This is a genomic window from Paraburkholderia sp. BR13444 (assembly GCF_040948755.1).
GTDB classification, from domain to species: domain Bacteria; phylum Pseudomonadota; class Gammaproteobacteria; order Burkholderiales; family Burkholderiaceae; genus Paraburkholderia; species Paraburkholderia youngii.
Map to the genome: position 1 here is coordinate 79,381 of NZ_JBFPKM010000016.1, position 12,693 is coordinate 92,073.

A 12,693-nucleotide genomic window follows, 5' to 3' on the forward strand; every position below is an offset into this window, starting at 1 on the left:
GTTGCGGCACTGCGCGGAAACGGCGAAGACGGTCTGTCAGAACTGCCCCGTCACCTGGAATCCGAGCGTCACGCGTGCAGTTGGAAAGCCGGATGGTTTATAGATGGGCGTAGCTGCAAAGAGGTCGCAGGCAACCGCACCTGTCTTTGCCGATGCGCTGCCGCGCACACCGATCACCGCGCCCGCGAGTTGGGTACCGGCGAGAAATGCGGTGTTCGGCCCGAACACGCGGCCGTAGTCGATACCGGCATACACAGACTGGCCCGTCGAGCCGATGGGTAACTGAAGCTCATTGCGCCAGAAGAAACCGCGCTCGGCGGCCAGCATCGTTTCGCCGTCGAAGCCGCGCACCGTGTAGCGGCTGCCGATGGTCAGGTCATCGATATAGTTGAGCGTGTTGTTGGTGAACTGGCCGTGAACGGTTGTGACGAAGCGTAGCGGCTGGTTCGCGATCTGGAACGGCACCGACAGGTTCGCGTCGAGGACGGCCATGCGGAAGCGGTAAGTCGGACCATTCTCGTAGAAGTCTGGTGTCGCCCCAAGTCCGCCCACACCCTGACGGTACGCGAGACTGCCGTCGAACTGCGATGCGCCGAAGTAGTGACGGTCGGTAAGCCCCGCCTCGATGAATGTGTTGTTGCGCCGCTGCTGCGGAATAGCGGTGTCTTCAATGAAGCTTTCACCGAAGCGCTTCGTGAGCCTGAACTGCGCGCCGAGTACGTTGTTCTGGCTGCGCATCAATACCCGCTGTAGTCTGAAATCGACGGTCTGCGAGTTGCCGCTCGACACGAAAGTCGTGTTGACGCCCGCGATCTGCTGATAGTACGTGTTCGTATAGGCTGACAGCGTGCCAGTCCAGTAACCCCACGGAATCGAGTAGGAACCGTTCCAGCCGTGCGAACCGAGACCCTTGTCGCCGAATTCGAGGTCCTGACTCACACCGACATTGAAAATGTCGTTCAGCCCGAGCGGATTGTCGATGCCCAGGCTCAGGTTGCCTTGCAGCTTGCCGGTGGCCCGCGTGCCTGAGTTGTCCACCGAGGCGACCACCGTCCACGGCTTCACGCGCTTTACCGTAACGACAATATCGCTTTCGCCAGGTACATCAGTTGGCTCGATTTTCATGTCCACGTCCTGGCTGCTGACGCGCTTCATCTGTTCGAGCCCCTGTTCGAGGTCGCGCAGGTTCAGCAGATCACCCTCGCGGGCCGGGAAGGCAGTTTTCCACGTACCGCGCGTGGCAGGTTCGGCGAAGCGGATCGCACGCACAACACCCGGCACCAGCGCGAACTTCAGCGCACCGGTAGAGAGGTCCTGCTCGGGCAGGAGTACGCGCGTGGTGATGTAGCCCCGGCTCAGGATGACCTGTTGCAGTCCCTTCGTGAGCGTGTCGAGTCCTGCTTTGCCCACGCATTGCCCCGTGTAGTGATCGAGCCATTCGCGGGCGAACGCGAAGCGGTCGAGCGGCAACGCGGATGCGCCTTGCGAGCGCACGGCATCAGGTAGCGTCGCCGGCACGTCAAGCACGAACGAGTCAATGCGGAAGCACGGCGTTTCAGCCGGCAGACCTGGCCAGCCAGAGGCGCGCTCAACCGTCGAGCGCACCGAAGGCGCATTAACCGTCGCTTCGCGTTCCTGTGCTTTGCGTTGCTGCTCGACCTGCTGGTTCTGCTCAGCACTGGCGCGTGCCGCCGCTGCGGTATCCGCAGGCGTCGGCGTCTGCTGCGCATGCGCGAGCGTCATCAGGGCTGTGAGCGGCAGCGCCGCCAGCCTCTTTCTGATTTTCATACGGTGAATGGTTGAGAACAAAGTGTGTAGAAAATCACACTCTGTGAATTAAACTTTAGCTTCCCCGAACGACTTATATGGAGGACACACAAGTACCCTCCCATAAACTCACATCCTAGTATTTCCCTTCGAAGTCCTCGTCCAAATCACCAAGCTCCTTATATAGCGCAACGCCGCACAGCACTACGCAAAAGAGCAAGACAGGAATTAAAATTGAAAAGGCCTCCTCGCCTTTCCCGTTCATCTCCCAAGCAATAGAAATTCCAAAATAGGTAACAAGCAAACCAAACGCCGCCAAATAAAATCGACCAAAGAGTGCACTTCGGCTTAATTTTGGAGCACCCTTCAAAATACGGCGCGCCTTTATAACTTGATAGATAAAAAACACCGCAACCAAAACCAAGAGCGGAATTAGTCTCCCCAAGACAGCTTTCCATTCCGCGCCTCTTGCAAGACCAACAACAACTGAAAAGACTGCCAATGATACGAGAGTTGGCACCCATTTCTGCAGCTTCGAACAGGCAATCTTGCTTGCTTCTAACATTGCTCCACCTATTTCTTCGTAATCACGTTCTGGACGGTGCCTGCCGAATTCTGAATAACTTTATTCGCCCAAACACCGGCAGGTCCCGGAACTAAAGCTTGCGCGGCATATCCTGCAACCGTCGTACCAGCCGCCAGACCCGTAGGTAGATCAGGACTATTGCCCGTAGCCGCCGACGTACCAAATACAGAAGTCGCATTAACGAGCGCATTATAACTACCAGCCGCAAGGATGCCTCCTTTACTCATCGCTGCGACACTCTCATCACCAATGGCCAGTGGGCCGAAAATACCGCCAACTAAACCCGTAACATATGATTTCCCAATATTAGGCTTGTCAGCCGAAAGACCAATCATGTAATTGGCGGCGTCACTAGTAAGATCCAATAAAGCAACTGTACCTGCGGATATTATCGCGTCAGGACCAAGAAAGCCCAAGGCAAGAGTACCTGCGACATACGGCGCTTGCGCTTTCATGTTGTCCGAGGCCGTCTGAGCAATTGCCCCCTGTGCGCCAATCACCGCATTGAGCGTCGCATCACTGCACTGCGCGCCGGCCCCACAAACCTGAGAAACCAGGTCTTTCTTCTTCTGATGAAGCATCTGGTTGTACAACTCGACGTTCGACGCAGTAGCGGCGCCTGCCGTGCCGCCCACAAGCGCGCCACCTACGCCCGCCGCCACATTCGCAGCAAGGTTGCCGAGCAGTTGCGAGCCCGTCTCTGCTCCGACACCCGTGGACAGGCTCTCAAGTTGTCCCGCCAGCTTCGACGACAGGCCCGCGCCAAGGCCACCACCCACCGCCGTGAAGACGCTGCCACCGCCAAGCCCGCCAATCAGCGCACCGCCCGCCAGATGCAGCAGCGCACGGTTGTCGCCGCCTTCATCCCACGCGGCCTCTCCGGCCGCGTCACCGGCCTTCTGCGCCGCCTCCAGCTTCGATTCAGCATACGCGCCGATGCCTTGCGATACCGTCTGACCCGCCGCCTGTGCGGCCTGCATCGTATCGGCCTGCTGAGAGAGGATAGCGTTCACGTCCGGCGTTTTCGCAACTGTGCCATTCGTGTTCGTCGTGTCGCGGCTGAGGCTCGCCAGATCCTGCGTCTGCTTCGCGCCGTCCGTGATATTGATCGCACCCGCGCTCACAGCACTGCGCGTGGTGGCGCTTTCGTCGCCATTCTCGTTCTGCGAGATCATCGGCGACACGCCCGGTGTGCCACTCACAGAACCCGGACCCGTTGCCTTGCCGGTGTTGCCTACGCCTATGCCCGCACTGATACCGTTGCTGTTGGCGCTGTAGTGCGACTGGTTCTGGATATCGCTGAACGTGAGCGTGCCGGTCGTCAGGCTGTTCTGCGACGGATCGGCCGCGCTCGAAATCACGCCGCCCGTCAGGTCCGTGTTGCCCTTGACGTTGATGCTGAACCCGCCGTCGCCGGCATTGATCCCGGCCTGTTCGTCGACGCCCGCGTAGTTCGAATCGGCATGGCCGTTCTGCGCGCTGAAGCTGGCGCTGCCGCCGCCCTGGCTGATCGTGAATCCGCCGCCCGTGCTGCTCTGGTGTGCGGCACTGTTCGTCACATCCTGCACACTCACAATATTCAGATTGCCGCCCAAGTCGGCCGCGATCTGCCTGCCGTTGATCTGCGAGCCGATGATGTTCGTGTCGCCGCCCGATATCACCGTGACGCTGTTCGCGCCGTTCACATGCGACGCGTTCTGGATCGATGCGTCGCTGTTCGCGTCGCCATGCGCGTTCGACATCGCAGCCGAGAGGCCAAAGCCGCCCCCCAGCGTGTACTGCACGCCAACGCTTGCGCTGCTGGAGCTGTTCGAGCTACGCGTCGAATCGGTGTCGGCCGTGTTGATGACGTTCACCTGGTTTTTCGCCGCCAGAATGACATCGTTCGCGCTGATGTTCGACCCGGCGATCGTCAGGTCGCCGTTCGTCGCCACGAATCCCGCCGTGCCGCCTGCCTGCACGCTGGAGCCGCGCTGCATCGTCTGATCTTCCGATGACTGGCTTTCGCTCTTGCTGGACCCGATGCTGACCTTGATGCCGATGTCGGGCTTGCCACCATCGGCCAGGGTTTTCGCCCCCATCCCCGCTATCGCTGCATCGCCCGCCGCCGCAATGCTATGCAGCGCAGCCGCACGGTCATTGCCCGTGCTGGTCGAATTCTTCGCCGCCTGACTTTCCGAATACGCGTTGTTGATCGCATCGCCGACCGAACCCGCCAGACCAATCGTGAGGCCGCTGCTGCTGGTCTTCTGCGTCTGCGCCTGGTGCGAGGTATCGGTGGCCGCGTCGATGATGACGTTCGCCGCCGTTCCAGCGAGGTTCCCGCCCGCGACAAGATCGCTGCCGGTGACGTGCAGGGTGTTACCCGCCTGGGTCGACAGGTCGCCGTTCAGCGAGCCGACCGTGCTCGCGTTGTTCGTGACACCCGATGCCTCACTGGTCGTCGCGAGCTTGTTGGTGCCGACCGTCACGCTCAGGCCGCTCGTCCCCAGGCCCGTGCGCGTCTCCTCATAGCTGCTGGACGACTGCATGGTGTCCTGTGACGTCGTGATATTCACGTCATGCGCAGCACGGAGCGCGACATCGTTCGTGCCGACAATCGTGCTGCCCTTGACGTTGATGTCGTTGCCACTGGCGATAGTCACGGCGTCTGCCGAAACCAGGCTGCCCTGCGAGAGCGTGGCGGTGGTGTGGCTCGAACTCGCCACATCCTTGCCGCTCACGATATTGCTGTGGCTGTGCTGTTCCTGCGAATTGTCGACATAGGTCGCGGTGGCCGCGCCGATGTTGACGTTGTTCGCCGCCGCCAGCGTCGCCGTCCCCTGGTCGAGACTGATCGCGCTGCCGATGAGATTGAGATCGTGGCCCGATGCAACGGTCAGTGAATCGCCGGCATGGAGCGTCGTCCCCGTCAGGGTATCGGCTGAGGTATGCTGCGACGCTGAATAGCTGACGTGGCTATCGCTACCGGAACTGCTGCTGTCGACGGTCGAGGTTGCCTTCGCCGCCTGGAGCGTGACGTCGCCGTTCGCCGCAACCGTCCCGCCACCGCCCAGGTTGATATCAGCGCCCGTCGCGGTCAGGTTGCCGCCCACGCCGATCTGCGAGACGCCGCCTACGTTAATCGAACTGCCTGTCGTCTGGTTGAAGTCGGTATCCGATACGCCGTTCGCGCCCGCGACCACCTTATGCTCGCCGGTCTGCACCGAGCCGAGATCGTAGTTGCCGCCCACGGCCATGCCGAGGTTGCCGCCCACGTTCAGGTTGCCCGCGTTCTGCTCGACGTTGCCGGCCGTGACGATCACGGCATCGCCCGCCACGTTCAGGTTCGCAATCGGGCCAAGCGCGGTCGTGCTGCGTGTCGCGCCGGTTGCGCTGACCTGATCAACGGTCTTGACCGCCGCGTTCAGCAACAGGTTGCCGCCCGCGTTCAGCGCGAGGCTGCCTGCATTCACCGTGGCCGAGGTCAGGTCCACATTGCCAGTGGTCGCCAGCGACATCAGGCCGCCGCTTTGCAGCTTGCCGAACGCGTTGTCGATCTGCTGGCCCTGGATCGACAGCGTATTGCCTGCCTGCATCGTGCCGCTATTCGTGAACGTCTGCGTGTTCTGAAGGTCGATGTCGGTCGCCGCAATCAACGGCCCGTTCATGTCCTGCTGGCTGGCCTTCGCGAGATAGACGACGGGTACGAGTACCTGTTGCCCGTTGACGGTCTTGGTCTGCATGATGATGACGTTACTCGTGAGCGCGGCCACCTGCTCAGCCGACAGGCTCATGCCGAGCGGCAGATCGAGCGACTTCGACAGCGATGCGCCCGCGTCGAGCATCGCCTGATACATCGACTGAAGGTCGGTGTACGGGCCGAGTACCGCCTTGCCGGTCAGCGACGTAATCTGGTTCCGGACCAGTTGCTGTTCGTAGAACCCGTCGCCCAGGCGCTTTTCCGTCGTCTGCGGATTCAGGCCAAGCTGTTGCAGGTAGTAGTCGCTCGATATGAATGACTTCTGGTTCGTGAACGCCGGGTTGGTCTCGATCAGGTAGGTTGCGCCCGGTGCGCTCGCAGGGCTGAACAGTCCGCCCTGGGGAAACGAGAGGTTTTGCAGCACGTTCTGCGCAGTCGCACTGGCGATGACCGGATTGACGAGACCGCCGCCGCTGACGCCGCCAACAGTCACGCCGCCCAGCGACTGGCCGGGCACAAGACCGGGCGAAGGCATCCCGGCGTTACCCGCCGTGTTATCGATGTTCACGCCCGTGCCGGAAAGCGTGCTGCCTGCGACAAACGTCGATTCGTAGCTCGGCAGCGCGTAAGTGCGGATGTCAGCCGGCGCGACCTGGTAGCCGCCCGGATTGGAGGTCACGAACGTCGCGTTGCCGAACGGCAACTGCCAGTTGTGTTCGGTGTTGTCGTAATTGTTGTAGTGATACTGACCTGAATAGGTTACCTGCAGGCCGGGAGCAAGTTGCCCGCGCCAGCTATTCTGATCGAGCGTCACGGGCGCGGCGATGCTGCCAGCCGCAGCAACGGCGCTCCAGTAGTTCTGGAACGTGCCGACGTTCGACGCATCAAGGTTGCCCCCGGCGATGATCTGCGCCTGCGGGCTGATCCCCGTAATGAGGTTCGCGAGCGCCACGCCCGTATAGCTCGTGTACTGGTAGGTGCTGTTCCATTGGCCCCCGTGCGGCGGATTGATCGGCATGCCGCCTGGCTGGGCCTGCGCCGCGGCGATGGCGGCGGGATCGTAGTTGGAAGCATTCGGATCAAACTGGAGGCCCTGGACCTGCGGATTGCCCGGACCGCATGCCGCCATGTCGATGGCCGCGCAGCCGGACAGGCTGATACCCAGCGCCTGGATAAGCGGGGAACTCGCGTCCAGCGGCTCCACGTAGGCCCCGTCGGTCGTCATCACGCGCCGCGTGTTCGTGACCTGGGTCGCGTACAGCCCCATGTCGCCCGAGGACTGGATCAGCGCCGAGACGTTGTTAATCAGGTTCGCGTTGGTATAACTGCCGTCCGCGTTTTTTCCACCCGCCAGCACGACCTTGCCGAGACCGTAAATCGCGGTGGTCGCCTGCGTATCGGTCGGCGTGGTGTCGTCGCGGTTCTCGATATCGGGCGCTAGCAGTTCGAGCAGGCCGTTACTGTCCGTCGCACCGATCAGCGCGGTCGGCCCGACATTCGTGATCGATTGCGTGCCGTTCAGCGAGACGCTGCCGCCGACCATCACGCCCGTATTTTCCAGCGTGTCCGAATGCGTCGCGAGCGTGCCGCCCGCCATCATGACACCGCTGTTCCGGACATCGGCGGCATGGACGTTCAGGTTGTTCGCCGCCTCAACCAGCGCGCCGTTGCTGAACGCGCCCGGCAGGGTGAAGGACAGGTCATGACCGGCGTTGAACTGCACATCGGGCGTGGGCGCGAAATCGCCCTGAACGCTCACTGCCACGTCATGAGCCGCGCTGTAGGTACCACCGCCCGTCAGCGTCGCGGCATTCACGGACAGATCATGCGTCGCGCCAATCTGGCCGTTCGCGTTCGTCACCGCGCCGGTCGTCGTGATGGCAACGTCGCCAGTCCAGCCCGCAAAACTGCCGATCCTGCCGCCGCTGTTGTCGACGGTATCCGCCTGAACCGCGAGGCTCGCGCCGCTCAGTTGAGCGCCCTGGGTATTGGAGAGCGATGACGTGTCGACGGCCACATTACCGTTGCCCGTCATGACACCGCCGCTGTTGACGATCTGGCTGCCACCCTGCACGGTCGCATCGCCCGTGCCGAGGTTGCTGATGAGACCGTTCGTATTGTCGATCGACGCAGCCTGAACGCCGAGCGTGCTCGCATCGCCCGCCGCGCCCGTGCCCGACTGGATCTGTCCGTTCGTACTCGTCAGCGCGCCACCACTGGCGAGCGAGAGGGACGTGAGCGAGCGCAACGCGCCCTGCATATTGTTGATATTGCCGGCGATGCTCGCCGCGATATTGCCCTGCGTGGCGAACACGCCCGTCGCGTTGTTCAGACTCCCGGCCTGTGCGGCGATCTGACCGGCAGTGATGATCGTTCCGTGAACGTTCGAGATTGACCCGGCACCGTTACCCGGCGTAATCCTCAGCGTGCCGGTACCCGCATGCGTAATCGTGCCGCCGTCGTTGTCGAGCGCGGCCGGTGCAAGAGTCAGGTCCGTGCTGTTGGTCTGGAGTGTGCCGCCTGCCGAGTTGTCGAGCGTACCGGTCATGTCGAGCGTCGTCGCGCCGGTTCCGGTCTGCGTGATCGTACCGCCGTGGTTGACGAGATTCGTTCCGTGCAACGCGATCTGATTCGCGCTGATTGCGCCCGCGCTGTTGTCGATTGTCGTGGCGCTTGCGCTCGCCAGCTGGCCGGCTCCGATCGTGCCGGAACTGGTCAACACTGTGCCCGCCGAGACGGTCGTGTTGCCGTTGGCGGCCAGGGTGCCGCTGTTGAACAGCGTCTGCACGGCGCGGGCGATCAGCGACTGCACTGCCGTGATCGAGCCCGCGTTGGCAAGCTGCCCGGCCTGCGCCGTCACCCTCCCGTTGCCGCCGATGGTGCCGCCCGCGCCGTTGTTCAGCAGGCCCGTCGTGAAGACGCTCAGGCCATCGCCATTGAGTGAGGCGATGTGGCCAGCCGTATTGTCGAGGCTGCCTGCGTTCGCCGTTAGCGCCCCCGCCGCCTGCATCGTGCCGCCCGCGTTCGACACAGCACCTGTCACGTTAGCCGTCAGCGGACCACCCGAAACGATCTGGCCGTTGCGGTTCGAGAGTGCGCCAGCCGTGATGATCTGTGCGCCGCCCGACGACATTGCGCCGTTGTCGTTCGTGAGGGTGCCTGTCGCGCGAGCGTCGAGCGCGCCGCCCGCCGTCGTGGTCGCACCCGACAGGTTCAGGTCGCCGCTGTTCGCAGCGAGTGAAAGCGCGCCATTCGCCGAACTGATCGCGCCCGCAAGATTGACCGCCGCGCCACTCACGCTCACATCGCCGCCCGCGACATTGCGGCCGGTTGCGGTGACAGCGCCGGATGCGCTTACATTCAGGTCGCCGGTCTGCGCGAGCGAGCCGTCGCCGTTCACGCCCGCCGCGAGCGTGCCAGTTGAATTCACGCTGGCGGCGTTGACGGTTGTATTTTGCTGCGCGGCCACCATGCCGCTGTTCGTGACCGTACCGCTGGCCGAGAGAATCGCGCTTTGCTGCGCGTAGGTCGTGCCGCTGTTCTGGATAACGCCAGCGGTGGCGGCAAGATTGCCGCTCGCGCTGGCCTTGCCGGCGAGGGACAGCAGGCCGTTCGATTGCAGCGTCAGGTCGCCCGCCTTCGCGGCGATTACGCCCTGGTTCGAAACGCCTACACCGTACTCGTTGCTCGCCAGAAAAATCCGCCCGCTGTACATGCCGCCCAGCTGGCTCACGTCAATAGAGACGGCCGGTGCGGGTCCGTCGCCCGCAATCGGCGTGAACGCCAGTGAGTCGTGACCGATCTGGTTTGCGCCGGTGATGACATTCAGGTTTTTCCCGGCGTACACCTCCGCATTGATCTGCACCGCTCGGGCCAGCAGGTCAACCTGATCCACAGTCGAGCCGTCGAGTCCCGCTCCCTGCACGGTGATGTTGCCGCGAGTCACATTAAAACCGGTGAGCGAACCATCCGGGGCAAAGTTCGGCGTGCCTGTCGTCAGAATGGCGCGCGAGGTATTCAGAAAGCCGCCGCCGTTCACCGAAATGCCGGAACCGTTAGCTATCACCACCTCTGCGCGTTGTCCTGCCACTTCAAGCATGCCGTTGATCTGACTCGCCGCGCTGCTGTTGACCTGGTTCACGATGATGCGCGCAGCCTGGTTCGCCCCGAAATTCGGGTTGCCGTTGATCTGCCCGGCCTGCTGCGTGCCCGTTATCACGGGTGAATTGTTCAGAATCGCGCCTGAACGTGAGACGTCAAATTGCGAATAGGTATTCAGTGATACGCCTCCACTCCCCGAGGGTCGGTTCACGTTCACCTGTGGTAACCCGTTCGCCGTACTGATCACGTTCGGCGCGTTCGCGCCAGAGGGGACGATCTGTGCGTCCGACAGAGCGGGAGCGAATCCGGCGAGCACCAGTACGGCAAAGGCCACGTGGCGCATCGCGAACTGCATGATGGAAACCGGAGTGCAAGGCGCGCGCGTTTCGCCGTCACCGGTCCGGCCATGGGCGACGGCTGTTTCTGCGACGGCAACGAGCATGCCCCGACAGCGGCTGAATACCAGCCGGAAGATATTCTTATTCATTTTGCGTGACGCTTTTTTGGCTATCTTCCGAAGATAGGCCAACATGCTTTTCAGATCTGTCAGGCAATGTTAATGAATGCGCGATGACAACGGATTTTCGAAAATCGGATCGGTCTGATGGACGTTTTTTTTCGGAAATATGTGGATTCGATTTTTACTGCGACGCAGACGGAAAGGCGGCATCGGCCCGCCTTTGCCGTCAGGGATCAACGCGTTCGTGCTTCGTCGCGAGAGCGCTCAAAGCCGCCAGACTGTCGCCTGCGCTTTGTGCCACGTCGTCGAGAAGGTCTGCCGCATCACGACGCGTGAGTCGCCGGTTCGGAAGGTCCTTCGCGTCGAGCCCCAGAGCGGTGAACAGTTCGTGATCGCAGTCATTGATGCGCCGGTAGTCTTCGCCGATATGGACCAGGACTTCCCGCAACCGGCGCTGTTCGTGTCTTTCCTATGCGGTTACGGAAAGAGTCCTGATTATTGATTCGCAAATATGACGTGATATTCAAGTTGCCACGCTTGCCGTTCGCAAAGATGGAAAGCGGCCAAAGCCCTCACCCCGCCCAAGGTAAAAATCAAAACCTCATCATCAACTTCAACAACGCATTCACACGCCGACCGTAGGGCGGCGAGATTAACCCACGCGCGTTGAGGCGCGCCTGCATAAGCACAGGCTTCATCTTCGAAAAAGTAACGAACCCCTCATACCCGTGGTACGCCCCCATCCCACTCGCCCCAACCCCGCCGAAAGGCAAACTCTCACAGGCAAGCTGCATCAGCGTCTCATTAACCGCCATGCCACCGGCAATAGTTTCGAGCGTGACACGCTCAATAGTCCGCGCATCGTCGGCATAGAGATAAAGCGCCAGCGGCCGCGGCCGCGCATTGATCCATGCGATCGCATCATCGAGCGTGTCGTACGGCACAAGCGGCAACAGCGGCCCAAAAATCTCCTCCTGCATCAGCGCGCATTCGTTCGGCGCGCCGGTTACGGCGATCAGCGGAAAGCGCCGGCTCGCGGCATCGGGCGTCGCGTCGGTCAGCGCATGCAACTGCGCACCCGCAGCCCGCGCTTCGTCGGCGAGGCGTTCGAGCCGCTCGAAGTGCCGCGCCGAAATGATCGACGTGTAGTCCGGGTTGTGCGCGAAATTCGGGTACATCCTCGCCATTCGCACGCGCGCCCGTTCGATGAACGCCTGCTCCTTGCCGCGCGGCACCAGCACGTAGTCGGGCGCGATGCAGGTCTGCCCGGCGTTCAGCGTCTTGCCGGCGATCAGGTTGTCGACCGCGTTGTCGAAACGCGCATGCGCGCCGATCAGCGCCGGCGACTTGCCGCCGAGTTCGAGCGTGACCGGCGTCAGATGCTCGGCCGCCGCGCGCATCACTTCGTGGCCGACCTTCGTCGAGCCAGTGAACAGCAGATGATCGAACGGCTGCGCGCTGAACGCGGCCGCGAGCGCCGCGTCGCCGTTGACGACCGCGACGTGATTGCGCGCGAAGGTCTGGCCGATCAGCAACTCGAATAGCGCCGAGGTGCGCGGCGTCAGCTCGGACATCTTGATGATCGCGCGATTGCCGGCCGTCAGCGCGCTGATCAACGGCCCGACCGCGAGCAACACGGGGTAATTCCACGGCACGATGATGCCGACCACGCCGAGCGGCTGCGGCACCACCTTCGCGCGCGCCGGCAGCAGCCATTTGTTGGTGCGGCGGCGCTGCGCTTTCATCCAGCGCTTGCCGTGACGCAGCGCGGCGTCGATCTCTTCCTTCACGAGCAGGAATTCGGCGAGCAGCACTTCTTCCTTCGCGCGATTGCCGAAGTCCGCGTGCATCGCATCGGCGAGTGCGTCGCGATTGTCGAGCATCAGCTTGCGCAGCGCGCGCAGATGCGTCGCGCGCGTGTCCCACGACGGATACGGCGCGCGCAGATGCGCGTGACGTTGATCGCGCAGCAGCGCTTCGAGCGCGGCGACTCCCGCCAGATCATTCTTCATGTGAGTCCACTCCCTGATGGATGACGATGCGCGTCGAGCGCGCTTATTGGATTGAGCTTGGCGTCGGTATTGCGAGCGGAGCGCC

At 62.3% G+C, this 12,693-nt stretch carries 5 protein-coding genes; 1 reads left to right on the forward strand and 4 read right to left on the reverse strand.

Annotated elements, in window-relative coordinates; all coding sequences use genetic code 11:
• Positions 1-36: 36 nt before the first annotated feature.
• From AB3X95_RS31825 to AB3X95_RS31835, 3 genes are all read right to left on the reverse strand, one after another.
• A complete protein-coding gene (locus AB3X95_RS31825) occupies positions 37-1,788 on the reverse strand; it encodes a ShlB/FhaC/HecB family hemolysin secretion/activation protein (protein WP_368623372.1) in 1,752 nt (583 codons plus the stop codon).
• Positions 1,789-1,903: 115 nt separating this feature from the next.
• On the reverse strand, positions 1,904-2,332 hold the full coding sequence (locus tag AB3X95_RS31830) for a hypothetical protein (protein WP_176124521.1): 429 nt from the start codon (positions 2,330-2,332) through the stop codon (positions 1,904-1,906).
• A gap of 8 nt (positions 2,333-2,340) precedes the next feature.
• Positions 2,341-10,623 (reverse strand): hemagglutinin repeat-containing protein, encoded by an 8,283-nt coding sequence (locus AB3X95_RS31835; RefSeq protein ID WP_368623373.1) that lies wholly within the window; start codon positions 10,621-10,623, stop codon positions 2,341-2,343.
• 139 nt (positions 10,624-10,762) lie between these two features.
• On the opposite strand from AB3X95_RS31835, the gene AB3X95_RS31840 reads away from it, so the two are divergent.
• Positions 10,763-11,098 (forward strand): hypothetical protein, encoded by a 336-nt coding sequence (locus tag AB3X95_RS31840; protein WP_368623374.1) that lies wholly within the window; start codon positions 10,763-10,765, stop codon positions 11,096-11,098.
• A gap of 91 nt (positions 11,099-11,189) precedes the next feature.
• Here the strand turns inward: AB3X95_RS31840 and AB3X95_RS31845 are convergent, their stop codons facing one another.
• Positions 11,190-12,608, reverse strand: coding sequence for a coniferyl aldehyde dehydrogenase (locus tag AB3X95_RS31845; RefSeq protein WP_368623375.1), 1,419 nt, complete (start codon positions 12,606-12,608; stop codon positions 11,190-11,192).
• Positions 12,609-12,693: the final 85 nt, after the last annotated feature.

Excerpts from the sequence above, each read along its gene's own strand:
- AB3X95_RS31825 (WP_368623372.1), bottom strand. The coding sequence starts at position 1,788 with ATGAAAATCAGAAAGAGGCTGGCGGCGCTGCCGCTCACAGCCCTGATG.
- AB3X95_RS31830 (WP_176124521.1), bottom strand. The coding sequence starts at position 2,332 with ATGTTAGAAGCAAGCAAGATTGCCTGTTCGAAGCTGCAGAAATGGGTG.
- AB3X95_RS31835 (WP_368623373.1), bottom strand. The coding sequence starts at position 10,623 with ATGAATAAGAATATCTTCCGGCTGGTATTCAGCCGCTGTCGGGGCATG.
- AB3X95_RS31840 (WP_368623374.1), top strand. The coding sequence starts at position 10,763 with ATGTGGATTCGATTTTTACTGCGACGCAGACGGAAAGGCGGCATCGGC.
- AB3X95_RS31845 (WP_368623375.1), bottom strand. The coding sequence starts at position 12,608 with ATGAAGAATGATCTGGCGGGAGTCGCCGCGCTCGAAGCGCTGCTGCGC.